Annotated in this window: 10 protein-coding genes, 2 tRNA genes and 2 rRNA genes; 8 read left to right on the plus strand and 6 right to left on the minus strand. The window is 56.7% G+C overall.

Features of this window, described 5'->3' with window-relative positions; all coding sequences use genetic code 11:
- Positions 1-68: 68 nt before the first annotated feature.
- The 4 genes from ACWHRL_RS07565 (at position 69) to rrf (ending at position 3,701) form a co-directional block, all read left to right on the plus strand.
- A tRNA-Ile gene (locus tag ACWHRL_RS07565) sits at positions 69-145 on the plus strand.
- Between the two features lie 110 nt (positions 146-255).
- Positions 256-331: transfer RNA gene (locus ACWHRL_RS07570), tRNA-Ala, on the plus strand.
- Between the two features lie 256 nt (positions 332-587).
- Positions 588-3,480: ribosomal RNA gene (locus ACWHRL_RS07575) — 23S ribosomal RNA — on the plus strand.
- Between the two features lie 105 nt (positions 3,481-3,585).
- A 5S ribosomal RNA gene (gene rrf / locus ACWHRL_RS07580) occupies positions 3,586-3,701 on the plus strand.
- A gap of 235 nt (positions 3,702-3,936) precedes the next feature.
- On the opposite strand, the gene guaD is transcribed toward rrf, so the two are convergent.
- The 4 genes from guaD to xdhA are packed head-to-tail and all read right to left on the minus strand — an operon-like array spanning position 3,937 to position 9,979.
- Positions 3,937-5,253 (minus strand): guanine deaminase, encoded by a 1,317-nt coding sequence (gene guaD / locus ACWHRL_RS07585; RefSeq protein ID WP_447895872.1) that lies wholly within the window; start codon positions 5,251-5,253, stop codon positions 3,937-3,939.
- Between the two features lies 1 nt (position 5,254).
- Entirely contained in the window at positions 5,255-6,121 is an 867-nt protein-coding gene (xdhC, locus tag ACWHRL_RS07590; RefSeq protein WP_447895873.1) for a xanthine dehydrogenase accessory protein XdhC, read from the minus strand.
- Positions 6,118-8,541 (minus strand): xanthine dehydrogenase molybdopterin binding subunit, encoded by a 2,424-nt coding sequence (gene xdhB / locus ACWHRL_RS07595; RefSeq protein ID WP_447895874.1) that lies wholly within the window; start codon positions 8,539-8,541, stop codon positions 6,118-6,120. The genes xdhC and xdhB overlap by 4 nt, the downstream gene beginning before the upstream one ends.
- Positions 8,525-9,979 (minus strand): xanthine dehydrogenase small subunit, encoded by a 1,455-nt coding sequence (xdhA, locus tag ACWHRL_RS07600; protein ID WP_447895875.1) that lies wholly within the window; start codon positions 9,977-9,979, stop codon positions 8,525-8,527. Before xdhA ends, xdhB begins: the two co-directional genes overlap by 17 nt.
- 180 nt (positions 9,980-10,159) lie before the next feature.
- On the opposite strand from xdhA, the gene ACWHRL_RS07605 reads away from it, so the two are divergent.
- The gene (locus ACWHRL_RS07605) at positions 10,160-10,789 is read left to right on the plus strand and encodes a TetR family transcriptional regulator C-terminal domain-containing protein (protein ID WP_447895876.1); all 630 of its coding nucleotides are present in this window, start codon (positions 10,160-10,162) and stop codon (positions 10,787-10,789) included.
- 16 nt (positions 10,790-10,805) lie between these two features.
- On the opposite strand, the gene ACWHRL_RS07610 is transcribed toward ACWHRL_RS07605, so the two are convergent.
- Positions 10,806-11,135 carry a DUF6482 family protein gene (locus ACWHRL_RS07610; RefSeq protein WP_447895877.1) on the minus strand — a complete coding sequence of 110 codons (330 nt, stop codon included), beginning with the start codon at positions 11,133-11,135 and terminating at the stop codon, positions 10,806-10,808.
- A gap of 12 nt (positions 11,136-11,147) precedes the next feature.
- The gene (locus tag ACWHRL_RS07615; protein ID WP_447528629.1) at positions 11,148-11,357 is read right to left on the minus strand and encodes a hypothetical protein; all 210 of its coding nucleotides are present in this window, start codon (positions 11,355-11,357) and stop codon (positions 11,148-11,150) included.
- 377 nt (positions 11,358-11,734) lie between these two features.
- Here ACWHRL_RS07615 and ACWHRL_RS07620 point away from each other — a divergent pair, with 377 nt between their 5' ends.
- The 3 genes from ACWHRL_RS07620 to ACWHRL_RS07630 all read left to right on the plus strand — a co-directional run bounded on the left by ACWHRL_RS07620 (position 11,735) and on the right by ACWHRL_RS07630 (position 14,566).
- Positions 11,735-12,790, plus strand: coding sequence for a COX15/CtaA family protein (locus ACWHRL_RS07620; RefSeq protein WP_447895878.1), 1,056 nt, complete (start codon positions 11,735-11,737; stop codon positions 12,788-12,790).
- A gap of 137 nt (positions 12,791-12,927) precedes the next feature.
- The gene (locus ACWHRL_RS07625; RefSeq protein ID WP_447528631.1) at positions 12,928-13,395 is read left to right on the plus strand and encodes a DUF2489 domain-containing protein; all 468 of its coding nucleotides are present in this window, start codon (positions 12,928-12,930) and stop codon (positions 13,393-13,395) included.
- A gap of 298 nt (positions 13,396-13,693) precedes the next feature.
- Positions 13,694-14,566 (plus strand): OmpA family protein, encoded by an 873-nt coding sequence (locus ACWHRL_RS07630; RefSeq protein ID WP_447895879.1) that lies wholly within the window; start codon positions 13,694-13,696, stop codon positions 14,564-14,566.
- Positions 14,567-14,637: the final 71 nt, after the last annotated feature.

Consider the following 14,637-nt stretch of genomic DNA (forward strand, 5'->3'; position numbering starts at 1 on the left):
CCCCCTGCCCTTAATGAAAAGGAGGGTGAGGTCGGCTAGCCAGGCACGCTTTTGAGGCGATAGTAACCGGGTCTGTAGCTCAGTTGGTTAGAGCGCACCCCTGATAAGGGTGAGGTCGGCAGTTCGAGTCTGCCCAGACCCACCAAATTTTATCCATCGCTGCGTTATTTCATGACTCGCATGGAAGGCCATGCTTCGCCATGAAATGCCTTGCGCTGAATAAAATTACCCGGTGGGATGGTTTGTGAAAACGATGGGGCCATAGCTCAGCTGGGAGAGCGCCTGCCTTGCACGCAGGAGGTCAGCGGTTCGATCCCGCTTGGCTCCACCATTATCTTCACTACCGTTTGTTTGTTTCGTGACCATTGATAAGTCGCACGTTGTACGTCGCCTTATCACTGTTCATTGAACAGTCGCTCTTTAACAATGTATATCATGCTGACAGTATCGAATGACGATATGAAGACAAGTGCCTTTAGGGTGGCTGTGTTTATAGCGTGATCTCGATACGCAATTGTTTTGTGATACGTTTCAAGCGTATCCGGCAATCGTTGTCATTGCGGGATCCAGACTCCTTCGGGTTATAGGGTCAAGCAATGAAGCGCACACGGTGGATGCCTAGGCAGTCAGAGGCGATGAAAGACGTTGTAGCCTGCGATAAGGTTCGGTGAGGTGGCAAACAACCTGCGACCCGGACATCTCTGAATGGGGAAACCCACTGACCACAAGGTCAGTATCGTATCCTGAATACATAGGGATACGAGGCGAACCGGGGGAACTGAAACATCTAAGTACCCCGAGGAAAAGAAATCAACCGAGATTCCCCCAGTAGCGGCGAGCGAACGGGGACCAGCCCTTAAGCATGTGAATGGCTAGACGAACGGATTGGGAAGTCCGGCCGTAGCGGGTGATAGCCCCGTAGTCGAAAGTCTGATCATGTGAAATCGAGTAGGTCGGGGCACGAGAAACCCTGATTGAAGACGGGGGGACCATCCTCCAAGGCTAAATACTCCTGACTGACCGATAGTGAACCAGTACCGTGAGGGAAAGGCGAAAAGAACCCCGGCGAGGGGAGTGAAATAGATCCTGAAACCGTGTGCGTACAAGCAGTAGGAGCCCACTTGTTGGGTGACTGCGTACCTTTTGTATAATGGGTCAGCGACTTATATTCAGTGGCGAGCTTAACCGATAGGGGAGGCGTAGCGAAAGCGAGTCTTAACTGGGCGACCAGTCGCTGGATATAGACCCGAAACCGGGCGATCTATCCATGAGCAGGGTGAAGGTTGAGTAACATCAACTGGAGGCCCGAACCAGGATCTGTTGAAAAAGATTTGGATGACTTGTGGATCGGAGTGAAAGGCTAATCAAGCCCGGAGATAGCTGGTTCTCCTCGAAAGCTATTTAGGTAGCGCCTCACGTATCACCACCGGGGGTAGAGCACTGTTTCGGCTAGGGGGCCATCCCGGCTTACCAACCCGAGGCAAACTCCGAATACCGGTGAGTGCAGCGTGGGAGACACACGGCGGGTGCTAACGTCCGTCGTGAAAAGGGCAACAACCCGGACCGTCAGCTAAGGTCCCCAAATCCTGGTTAAGTGGGAAACGATGTGGGAAGGCTCAGACAGCTAGGAGGTTGGCTTAGAAGCAGCCATCCTTTAAAGAAAGCGTAATAGCTCACTAGTCGAGTCGGCCTGCGCGGAAGATGTAACGGGGCTCAAACCAGGTACCGAAGCTACGGGTTCATCCTTAGGGATGAGCGGTAGAGGAGCGTCGTGTAAGCCGATGAAGGTGGATCGAGAGGTCTGCTGGAGGTATCACGAGTGCGAATGCTGACATGAGTAACGATAAGGGGAGTGAAAAACTCCCCCGCCGGAAGACCAAGGTTTTCTGTTCGATGCTAATCAGAGCAGAGTGAGTCGGCCCCTAAGGCGAGGCCGAAAGGCGTAGTCGATGGGAAACGGGTCAATATTCCCGTACCGGATGTCATTGCGATGGGGGGACGAAGAAGGCTAGGTGAGCCAGGCGTTGGTTGTCCTGGTGAAAGCGAGTAGGCCTGGGTCTCAGGTAAATCCGGGACCCTTTAAAGCCGAGACGCGAGACGAACGGATTACGATCCGGAAGTCACTGATGCCACGCTTCCAGGAAAAGCCTCTAAGCTTCAGATGACATGCGACCGTACCCCAAACCGACACAGGTGGTCAGGGTGAGAATCCCAAGGCGCTTGAGAGAACTCGGGTGAAGGAACTAGGCAAAATGGTGCCGTAACTTCGGGAGAAGGCACGCCGGATTAGGGTGAGAGGACTTGCTCCTTCAGCCCGAACCGGTCGAAGATACCAGGTGGCTGCAACTGTTTAGTAAAAACACAGCACTCTGCTAACGCGCAAGCGGACGTATAGGGTGTGACGCCTGCCCGGTGCCGGAAGGTTAAGTGATGGTGTTAGCCCTCTGGGCGAAGCTCTTGATCGAAGCCCCGGTAAACGGCGGCCGTAACTATAACGGTCCTAAGGTAGCGAAATTCCTTGTCGGGTAAGTTCCGACCTGCACGAATGGCGTAATGATGGCCACGCTGTCTCCACCCGAGACTCAGTGAAATTGAAATCGCCGTGAAGATGCGGTGTACCCGCGGCTAGACGGAAAGACCCCGTGAACCTTTACTATAGCTTCACACTGGATACTGATGTTGCCTGTGTAGGATAGCTGGGAGGCTTTGAACTCCGGACGCCAGTTCGGAGGGAGCCAACCTTGAAATACCAGCCTGGCATCATTGGTGTTCTCACTCGGGTCCGTTATCCGGATCGAGGACAGTGTGTGGTGGGTAGTTTGACTGGGGCGGTCTCCTCCCAAAGAGTAACGGAGGAGCACGAAGGTACCCTCAGCACGGTCGGACATCGTGCAATGAGTGCAAGAGCATAAGGGTGCTTGACTGCGAGACAGACACGTCGAGCAGGTGCGAAAGCAGGTTCTAGTGATCCGGTGGTTCTGTATGGAAGGGCCATCGCTCAACGGATAAAAGGTACTCCGGGGATAACAGGCTGATACCGCCCAAGAGTTCACATCGACGGCGGTGTTTGGCACCTCGATGTCGGCTCATCACATCCTGGGGCTGAAGTCGGTCCCAAGGGTATGGCTGTTCGCCATTTAAAGTGGTACGCGAGCTGGGTTTAGAACGTCGTGAGACAGTTCGGTCCCTATCTGCCGTGGGCGTTGGATGTTTGAGAAGGGCTGCTCCTAGTACGAGAGGACCGGAGTGGACGCACCTCTGGTGTTCCGGTTGTCACGCCAGTGGCATTGCCGGGTAGCTATGTGCGGACGGGATAACCGCTGAAAGCATCTAAGCGGGAAGCCCCCTTCAAGATGAGACATCCCCGAGGCCTCGAGCCTCCTGAAGGGCCCAGCGAGACCAGCTGGTTGATAGGCACGGTGTGGACGCGCTGCAAGGCGTTGAGCTAACGTGTACTAATGGCCCGTGAGGCTTGACCCTATAACACCCAAGGGGTCTGGTCCTGTAGTGACAACGACGCTCGATAGAGCACCGGATACATTGAAACGATCACAAAACGTCAGCCGATATACATTGAAAGTTACGCCTGACGACCATGGCTTGCGTGAACCACCCGATCCCTTGCCGAACTCGGAAGTGAAACCGCAAAGCGCCGATGGTAGTGTGGGGTCTCCCCATGCGAGAGTAGGTTATCGTCAGGCACCTCTTCGAAAAAGCCCCGAGCACTTTGTGTTCGGGGCTTTTTTATGCGCGCAGGAAAAGGAAAACGGCCCGAACAGGGCCCGCCACGGTGCCTCCGCTCCCCTGTAGGAGCCCGATTCATCGGGCGATGGCGGCGTCAGCCGCCCGGGGTTGAAGCGGACACCGTGCCGGCCATCCACCCCGGCGGCGCGTTGCGCCGCATCGCAGGCTGAAGCCTGCTCCTACACTACGTTTTTACCAAGCCTCACGGGCGTGCTGGCAGCGACCGTTCGACCAGGTTTCAAAAATAGCGCGGTCATCACCTAGCATCATCAGCGCAAACAGGCGCTCGCCAAGGGTTGTGCATCGCTTTATGCGCCGCGTTAAAAGCGGGGTAGCGGCTGGGTCGATCACCACAAAATCTGCTTCCATGGAAGGCTGGAGCTGGCCGATCGCGTGATCGAGCGAAAGCGTTTTAGCGTTACCGTGCGTCAGCCCGTAAAAACCCTGCCAGGCAGTGAGTGGCTGGTCGACAAGCTGGCCTACCTGATAGGCACTTTTCAGTGTCGCAAAGCCGGTCAGGTCCGTACCGGCGCCGATGTCGCTTGCGTAGGTAAATGCCATGCCGGTTTTGTCTGCAGCGTCTCGATCGAAGAGCCCGCTACCCAAAAAAAGATTAGAACTCGGGCAAAAGGCGATGCTGGCACCCTGCGCCGCCAAGCGCTGTCGCATGCTGTCATTAAGATGAACGCCGTGGGCGAAGGTGCTTTTAGGGCCGACCAGCCCGGCCTGCTCGTAAACGGCCAGGTAATCCTTGCTACCGGGAAAGAGTTCCGCCACCCATTCGAGCTCGCCGCTGTTTTCAGCCAAATGTGTTTGTAGCCAAAGTGTAGGGTCGTTACGTAACAGTGCGCCGGCCGCATCCATTTGCGCCTGGGTCGAAGTCGGCGCAAAGCGGGGTGTGACGCTATAGCCAAGTCGGTCGTGACCGTGCCAATCGGCGATCAGCCTCTCGGTGTCCGCAACGCCGCGAGCGCCGTCCAGCAGTTGCTGTGGCGCATTGCGATCCATCATCACCTTACCCGCGAGCATACGCAGCCCGCGCTTCTGGCAGGCGCTAAAAAAGGCGTCGACCGAGGGTGGGTGGCTCGAGCCAAATACCTGGGCCGTCGTCGTTCCGGCACGGAGCATCTCATTCAAAAACGCCTGGGAAAGCGCCTCGGCGTGCGCGGGGTCTTGAAAGCGGCACTCTTCAGGAAAGGTGTATTCGTTCAACCAGTCCAGCAACTGACGCCCATAAGAGGCCATGATATCGAGCTGCACGTAGTGCACATGGCTATCGATAAAGCCGGGCATGATGAGCTTGTCGGAATAATCGAGAATGTTCGCCTCGGAGGGTAGGCGAGAGGTTAGCTCGTCAAAACGGCCGACGGCGTGGATATGGCCGCCCTTGAGCCATAAAAGACCGTCCTCGAAATGTTCGACACTGCCGGCAGCTGGTTTATCGCCATGGCCGGGGTTGTCAGCGAAACTTAAAAGTTCGGCGCGAATGTAGGTATCGTTAGTCGTCATATCATTGATAGGATGGAGAGTCTTTGAAAAGCGGTTTCAATGTGGTGCTCTCGAGACCGCGTATGGAAGTGGGTTGCTCGCAGTCGGTAAGCCAGAGCAGCTCCGTCACGGCGCTTAGTGCAATTGCGTAAGGCGCCTTGTTGTAAAGTTTGGCGCCGTTGAACACGCCAATGGGGCTTCTTACCCGTTCGATCTGCGCAGTACTATGCCCTGCACGCTCAAGTCGGCCTTTGAAGCTTGCCCACTTGCTTTCTGAGCCGATCAGGCCGATCGAAGCGACATCTTCTTGCTCGATGAGCGCTTCAATGAGCGCGTAGTCCTCATCGTGGCTGTGTGTGGCCACGATGGCGTGACAGTGGGGCGGAAGCGCCTGAATAGCGTGAACCGGGTCGTCGAGTAACGTCTGATTTAAACGTGGCGTGTCCGTGTCTCGAGACAGAGTATCCGGGCGGCTGTCAAACCAGTAGCGCTGCCAGGGAAGTGGATGGGTGAGCTCGATGATATGCCGACCAATATGACCCGCGCCGAATACCGCAAGGTGCGTTTTGGCGCCCGCGAATACTTCTAGCATGATATTGACGAAGCCTCCGCAGCACTGTCCACTTCGCCCCCCCAGCGAGAACGCTTCAAGATGAAACCCGGTCTCCCCGTCGCGCAGGTAGCGCCGCGCCGCCTCGATGGTTTGCCACTCGAAAGTCCCGCCGCCCAGCGTATCGACCACACCTTCCAGCGTGATGACCATGCGGGCGCCGGGCTCACGGGGAGTCGATCCCATGGCGGTGACCTGGGTGGCCAGCACGTGGGGCAGGGCGTTTCGCTGGCAGTAATCCAGCGCGGCGTGCCAGGTGGAGAGCGTGGCCTCCTTCATAGGGCTCTTGGCCTGATGGCTTGGGCGGCCAGCATGACCCGCTCGGGGGTGGCCGGAGTGTCCAGTGCCGGTGAACACCGGTATTGGGTCAAGCTCGAAAGCGCGTCACGAAGCGCTGACCAGACGCTGATACCCAGCATGAAAGGGGGCTCGCCCACCGCTTTGGAGCGGTAAAGGCTCGCCATCGAGTTGGGGTGGCCTTCCATCAGTGCCACGTTGAACACCGGCGGCAGATCGCCGTAGGTGGGGATCTTGTAGGTGGCTGCGCTGCTGCTCATGAGTGCGCCCTTGTCACTCCACTTGAGTTCCTCACTGGTGAGCCAGCCCATTGCCTGGATAAAACCACCTTCGATCTGACCGATATCGATGGCGGGATTCAGCGCATCGCCCACGTCGTGCAGAATATCGACCCGATCCACTTGGTATTCGCCGCTAAGCGTGTCGACGCTCACTTCCGATACCGCCGCGCCGAAAGCGAAGTAGTAAAACGGGCGCCCTTGACCTGTGGCCCGGTCGTAGTGAATCAAGGGGGTGGCGTAAAAGCCTTTTTCCGAAAGCGATACCCGGTTTAGGTAAGCCGTTTGCACGAGCTCGCCCCAGCCAAGACGGTACTCACTTTCGCCAGTGCCGGCGATCAACATTCCGTCTTCCAGGCGCATACCTTCACGGTCGAGCCCGCCTTCGAAATGCCCGGCGGCAAAATCGAACAGCCGCTCACGCAGTTTACTGGCCGCGTCTCTTGCCGCCATGCCGTTCAAGTCAGCACCACTGGAGGCCGCGGTAGGCGAGGTGTTGGGCACTTTGTCGGTGCGCGTAGCGCTAATACGAACGTTATCCAGATTGAGTCCCAGCTCGCGCGCCACGACTTGGCAGATCTTGGTATGAAGCCCCTGACCCATCTCGGTGCCGCCGTGATTGATCATCACACTACCGTCGGTATAGATGTGGAGCAGAGCACCCGCCTGGTTCAAGTGCTGGGCAGTGAAAGATATACCGAACTTCACCGGTGTCAGCGCCAGGCCTTTTTTGATGATCGGGCTCGAATCATTGAAAGTTTTTACGCTTTCGCGACGTGCCCAATAGTCACTGTCGTGTTCGAGAGTTTCGATCAGCGTATGCAGCAATGCGATCTGATCGACTTTCTGGCCGTAATGAGTGGTATCGAAACCTTCACGGTAAAGGTTGCGCTTGCGCACGGTGAGCGGGTCGACGTTGATGCGACGGGCAATATCGTCCATGGCCGCTTCGATGGCCATCATCCCCTGGGGGCCGCCAAAACCCCGAAACGCCGTGTTCGAAGCCGTGTTGGTCTTGGCACGGTGCCCGGTAACCCGCGCCGCGTTCAGGCAGTAAGCGTTATCGGCGTGGAACATCGCGCGGTCGACGATGGCGTCGGACAGATCCGGCGAGTAGCCGCAGTCGCCGACGAGGTCGATATCGCCGCCCTGGATAACGCCCAGCTCGTCGATGGCCAGACGGTAGCGATTGTGGAACGGGTGACGTTTGCCAGTCGCTTGCATATCCGCAGTGCGTGGCAGGCGAAGGCGCACGGCTTTACCTGTGCGCCGGGCAATGATAGCGGCGATACACGCCCAGGGCGATGCCTGGGTCTCCTTGCCGCCAAAGCCGCCCCCCATGCGGCGTACTTCCACGGTCACACTATGAAAGGGGATACCCAGCACTTCGGCCACCAGCTTTTGCGTTTCGCTGGGGTGTTGGTTGGACGTATGCACCACAACGCCCTCATCCTCGGTAGGCAGTACCACGCAAGCCTGACCCTCGAGGTAGAAGTGTTCTTGACCGCCGACGAACAGTGCCCCTTCGATAACGTTATTCGCGCGCTCCAGCGTTTCGCGCCACTCGCCGCGCTCTTGCACGTGGGTAGGGCGAACCAGCTCGTTGCGCTCGGTGGCCGCGACCGGGTCGAGGCGTGCCGGCTGCTCGTCGATCTCCACCCGGACAAGCGCCGCCGCCTGGCGCGCCGCCTGATACGAGGTGGCCGCTACCGCGAACAGGCACTGACCGGCGTAGCTTATCTCTCGATCGACGAAAATGGGGTCGCCGGGAAAAACCGGGCCAATGTCGGTATGCCCGGGAACATCGGCAAACGTGATGACATCCAGCACGCCAGGCGCGCGGCGCACCGCCTCAAGGTCGAGTCGTGTCAGCGTACCAAAAGCCGCAGGCGAAAGCCCCAATGCGACGTGAAGCGCATCTGCCGGGGTCTTCAGATCATCGATATAGCTTGCCTTGCCGGTAACATGCTTGCGGGCGCTTTCGTGATAGCTCGACGAGCCAGCCTGGCGGTGGCCATCGCTTTCCACGGTGTGGCGCGCCAGCGGGCCGGAGCCGGTAATATGATCCTTGAGTTCCCGCCGGGCGTGGCGGCTTTCGCTGTCGAGCTTAGTGAGCGTACGCATGAAGCATTACCTCCTGATGGGGAGTGCTGAGCGTCACGTAAAGTCGCTCCAATAGATTCGCCGCCGCCTGCTCGCGATAGTGCTGGCTGCCACGCACATCACTCATGGGTTGGAAGTCCTTTAAAAGTGTGCGTTGCGCCGCTTTGAAGCATGCCCTGGACACCACTTGGCCTTCGAGCGCGGCTTCAGCATTCGATGCGCGTTTGGACGTAGCCGCCATGCCTCCAAAACCGAGGCGCACATTGGTGAGTACGTCGTCTTCAAGCGTGTAGTGAAACGCCCCCAATACGGCAGAGATATCGTCCTCGCGACGTTTGGAAAGCTTCCAGACGCGAAGCGAGGCGCTGTCATTCAGCGCCGGGATGAAAATCCGACTAATGACTTCATCCTTTTCCAGAACGGTCTTTTTGTAATCGACAAAAAAGTGCTCTAGCGGGATCGCACGAACCCCGCTTGGCCCGGCGAGTTCCAACCATGCCCCCAGTGCCAGCAGTACCGGTGGTGTATCGCCAATGGGTGAGGCGTTAGCGATATTACCGCCCAATGTTCCCCGATTGCGAATCTGGCGTGAGCCCAACCGTTCCAGAAGGTGGCCAAAGGCGGGGAAGTGACGCTCGAAAAGTGGCTCGAGCTCGGTATAGGTCACCGCGCTACCCACCCACCAGCCCGCAAGGGATTGGTAGCTCGCCTCTTCGATAGTGCGGAGTTCACCAACGCGGGTAACATCGATAAGCTGTTTGAGCGGGCGAAGCTGTTGAGTGGTTTCAAGCCATAAATCCGTGGCACCGGCCACCAGCCTCGCCTCTGGGTAGCGGGCGCGGAGCGCTACCAGTTCATCGAGTGATGTCGGCGTTGCAAAAAAGTCGGATGCATTAGCCGCCAGCTCGGCTGAGCCGAGTGGGCTTTGGGGCTTGGCGGCGACGTCGAACCAGTCGGGTGGTTGCCAAGGGTGCTCCTGCATCTTGAGAGCCGCATCTCGAATAGGACGGTAGCCAGTACAGCGGCAAAGATTGCCCCCCAATGCCCCTTCTAGCATTGCATTGGAGTAGGGTGCGTTCGAAGGTGAGCCCTCATGCAGTGTGAACAGCGACATGACGATTCCCGGCGTGCAGAAGCCGCACTGACTGGCGTGGCATTCGATCATGGTTTGCTGGGCGGGGTGTAGCTCATTGCCCGCCTCGAGGCCTTCGACAGTGATGAGGAGCTTGCCCTGTAGCTGGTGGGCCGGGGTAATACAGGCATTCAAGCTCGAGAAGCCCGCATCAGCGTCATCTGAGTCGCGAATGGCAACGGTGCAGGCGCCGCAGTCGCCAGACGCACAGCCCTCTTTTGTCCCGGTTTGCCCCAGGGTTTCGCGTAAAAGCGTTAAGGTACTCGTGTCCGGCGCCACGTCGCACTGCGTTTGAACGCCATTTAGTACAAACTCAATGGTTGCCATCGGCTCTCCCCATTTTATTCTGACCAATTGGTCAATAGAGTAGAGCCTGGGTTAAAAGATAGCGTTGTGCAAGACTTTGTTGTATGCCTCTATGTGGTGCTAAAACGGTCATTTTTGGTGCGTTTTAGTGCTTTTCGACGGTATGCAGCCGACCATGGTGTGTGAAGGAATCATCCTGAAATGAGCAGCCCCTCCTTGAAAGAAAAAAGAAGTAGCCGCGATGGCGTTGAGCAATCCATTCTCGATGCGGCCGAACACGTGTTTGCGCTTCACGGATACCGGGGGGCGAGCCTTCAATCGATTGCCGACCGGGCCGGGCTACCCAAGGCCAACGTGTTGTACTATATGGGCAGCAAGCAGGCGCTTTATTTAAAGCTTCTCGACAAAATGATGCAGCGATGGAACGCGGTGCTGGAAGATATTACCCCCCATAGCGACCCCCAAGAGGTGTTGAGTAACTTTATACGCACCAAAATGATGCTAGGGCAGCGCTACCCGGAAGGCTCGCGCCTTTTTGCGTTAGAAATTTTAGCCGGCGCGCCTTTTTTGGAAAGCTATCTGGAAGGGGAGCTTCGCGCGTGGGTCGAAAGTCGAGCCGCCGTAATCCGCCAGTGGTCCGCTATGGGAAAAATGGATGACGTCGACCCGCGATACCTGATTTTCCTGATCTGGTCGTCTACCCAGCACTATACCGAGTACGGTGCCCAGGTGAACGCCATACTGGGGCGCGAGCGTCTAAGCGACGAGGATGTCGTCAACGTAACGGCATTTTTGGAGCATGTGATTTTAAAAGGGTGCGGGGTGGCCTGACCCTAAGCCGCTGTAATCAGGTACGAAGCGCGACCCGGGTGCCAAACTCGAGGCGTTGTTCTGCAGAGACCGTTTGAGTCGGCGCGCCGATCATTTCATCGAATACGTCGGCGTGGGTCAGTACGGCCTGGTGAAAGCCCAGCGGGCGCAGCGAGCGGCTAACCCACTGAGGGCCGGTGAAAAGCTGCGTGCTACCCTTTTCATCGATCAGTTCTTTAACGCCTTTGACGTGATGAAGTCGCACGATATACCAGCCGGTATCCAGTGCGTAGATCTCCACGCGGTAGGTATCGAAGGGCGCGCGCTCTTTGGCGAGCGCGCTTAACGTGATCGTGTCGCGTTGCATGAGGCGGCAAGCCTACTGGGGCGGCTCGGCGTCAACGCCTGGCACGCGGTAACGGGCGCCTTCGGCACGCTGCTCTTCAAAGCGCTGGTTTTCGTCTTCCGGTACGACGCCTATAACGGTCTCCTGCGAGCCATCTGGCCAGGTGTAGGTTGTACAGCCATTTAGACCCAGTAGTAGCGCCGCGCTTAGCGAGGCCGTCAGTAAGGTACGGCGTTGAAACATCAAACACTCCCTCGATCACATTATATTTTGAATAGCAGATTCGATAACACGGGTAGCCCTTCAAAACGGGGCATCGATGCTATCCTGTTGCCTGCGCTAACGCTGTAAACTATAGCGGATACCTTCGTTAAATATAACGCAATTTATCCCAGGGCAAGAATTCGACGCTGATCCTCGTACATTCGGGTCAGCGGTCGCGACGCTATAGCGCAGGCCAGAAACCGATGCATTGGCGTATGATCGGCTCGCGCCGTTTCTGCCGAATTGAGCCGCACTGCTTCAAACAGATAGTTCTATTTTAAGCGGTTCGACTTTGGCTTGCATTACGAAGGATCGTTAGCAACGCACTATGGGCCGTAAGTAGGTAAGGAAACAGTATGCAAGACGCCATGGAAAAACGTTTGCGATGGCTTGGCTATCTCACGTTATTCGGAACGCTTTTGACCGCCTGCGTCATTTTATTGGGTGCCTGGACGCGTTTGGTCGATGCCGGGCTTGGCTGCCCGGACTGGCCTGGCTGCTACGGGCGCTTACTGGTGCCCAGTAGCGAAGACGCCGCGCTGATACATCCTGATGCGCCACTCGATCCGGCCAAGGCATGGATGGAAATGATTCATCGCTATATGGCTACGCTTTTAGGTGCGGTAGTCGTGAGTATCGTCGTGTTTGGGCGCAAACTTCGCCACCTGGAGGGCTACCCTTGGCCGTTGAGTTTAGCGCTGCTCGGGGCGATTGCGATTCAAGGTGCTTTTGGCGCGTTTACCGTTACGCTCAAGCTCTGGCCTCAGGTAGTCACACTGCACCTTTTAGGCGGTCTAGGCGTATTAACGCTTTTTTTATGGCTTCATTTGCGCGTTCGTCACAATGTTCACAAAAGGCGCTTGAAGCGGCGCCCGATCAATCTGCTTTGGGCGGTGGCGGCAACGTTTTTGTTGCTCCAACTGGCGTTGGGCGGGTGGGTGACCAGCAATTATGCCGGGCTTGCCTGCCAAGGGGTGCCTACGTGTAACGCACAGTGGTGGCCGCCAATGGACTTCAGTGAGGCGCTTCACCTAACCCAGACGGTAGGGCCTAACTACCTCCATGGCCAGCTCCATTTCAAGGCGCGCACGGCTATACAAGTCATGCACCGTGGCGGCGCGCTGCTTTTAGGGCTCTTGCTTTTGGCGCTTTGGTGGCGCTATAGGCATATTTCGGCCTTAAAAGGCGTGCTTACGCTCACGCTTGCCACTTTTATAACCCAGGCCGCATTAGGTATGGCCAATGTTTTAATGTGGCTGCCACTGTGGCTTGCGCTCATGCACACCGCCGGCGCGGCGATGCTCTCAGTCAGCCTGTGTCTAGCGTGGTGGCGTTGGCGGCAGCTAAGCGACAGCGAATACCGACAAATCCAGAAAATCCCTTCGCGTTGTAAAATACCTCGCGTTGAATAGGGCGTAGATAAAATTGGTTAAATCAACTATATAGGGTGTACAATTATCGCATAGTTATTGGTTAATGCCGGGTCAGGGCTTTTCAGGTTTTTAAGCAGCATCAGACCCTGTTGGCAAAAACTCATCAAGGAAGCCGCATGAATTCTATTTTAGCGCTAGTATTACTGCTGTTGGGCGCTGCGGTCGTGGTGGGGTTGGGCATTTATGCTTTGACCCTACGCAAAGAAGTAAAGCGCCGCGAAGCGTTTCGCATTGAAGAAGACCAGCGCGCTCAGCAAAACAGTTTGGAAAACCTGGACTACGTGGCAAGCGCGCTGGTACAGGAACAGGTCGATATTACCGAAGGCTGCTGGCGCTGTAAGGTGCTGCTCGAGATCGTTGATCCGAGTTTGACCGAGCGCGACGAATTCCGGCCCTTCGCCGATGTATACAACCGGACACGTCATCTTAAAACGCATTCGGCAAGAAAGCAGCTCTCACCGCGGGAGCGTATGAGCGAGGACAAAGAGCGCATCGAAGTCGAAAACGAGATGCGCCCGGCAGTATTGAGTGCAGCGAAGGCCGTACTCGAGTGGCGAGCCCAGGGCGGTTCGGCGCTTCATTAATATAGCGATCACTTCTCTATAGACGTGCAGGTGAAGTTAGCGTACTTTTCTTGGCGTCGATAATGAGAGTTTTGCTATGATTGAAATGCCGGTATCGGCAAGAAGTTGATATCACGGCATGGATGCTGTCTAGTCTGCCTTGTTAGGCAGGGGATGATTGGCACACCGATCGGGTTGAAGAACGGTTCGTTCCTTCGACACCGGTCAAACGAAAAAACGGATGCTCTCGTTATATAAAAAGCATCGGATAAACGTGGTTAAACGACCTCGTTAGCATTGGATCAAGAAGGAGTCTTGCATGAAAAAATCAACGACAGGCTTGCTCATCGGTTCGGCTTTGGTAGTGGGCCTTTCCGGCTGTGCTAGCTCTGCTTCCCAATCGTCTGGCCAGGCAAGCGCAAGCAGCACCGATCGCGACTGGTACCAGCATCCGCTCGTTTGCGGTATCGCAGGCAGTTTGATTGGTGGCGGTATCGGTTACGGCGTCAGCGGTAGCTCCGATGAAGAAAGCGGTGCAGCGACCGGCGCAGCAGTCGGTGGCGCTATCGGCGGTCTGCTTTGTGCTGATCGTACACCCGAGCCGGTTGCACCGCAGTGCCCGACTTACGGTGAAGTACCCGCCGGTGTTGCAACCGATGCTCAGGGTTGCCCGCTGGATTCCGATAACGACGGTGTTCCGGATTACCGTGACCAGTGCCCGGGCACGCCTGCCGGCGTAGAAGTTGACGCTGTAGGTTGCCCGATCGATTCCGATAACGACGGCGTTCCGGATTACCGCGATCAGTGCCCGAACACCCCGGCGGGTGTTGAAGTCAATGCGCTGGGTTGCCCGGAGAGTGTTGTTCTTCAGAACGTTAACTTCGAGTTTGACTCCGCTCAGCTGACCGCTGGCGCGCAGCAAGTACTCAACGGCGTTGCAGAGCGTCTGGTCAACAACCCCGACGTTCGCGTTAGCATCGAAGGTCACACTGACTCCGTAGGTTCTGCAGAGTACAACCGTGAGCTTTCTCAGCGTCGCGCCGAGTCTGTTGCAAGCTACCTCGCCCAGCGTGGCGTACCGGCTAACGACATGCGCTCCATCGGCTACGGCGAAGATCGTCCGGTTACTACCAACGATACCGACCAGGGCCGCGCGCAAAACCGTCGCGTTGAACTGGACGAGTGGAACTAAGCAACTCGTCATGTAATGGCTCTTATTGGGCCGTTACTCACTAAAGCCAGCCCCATGGTGGTTTTAGTCTA

It is taken from the genome of Vreelandella sp. GE22, from assembly GCF_968212445.1.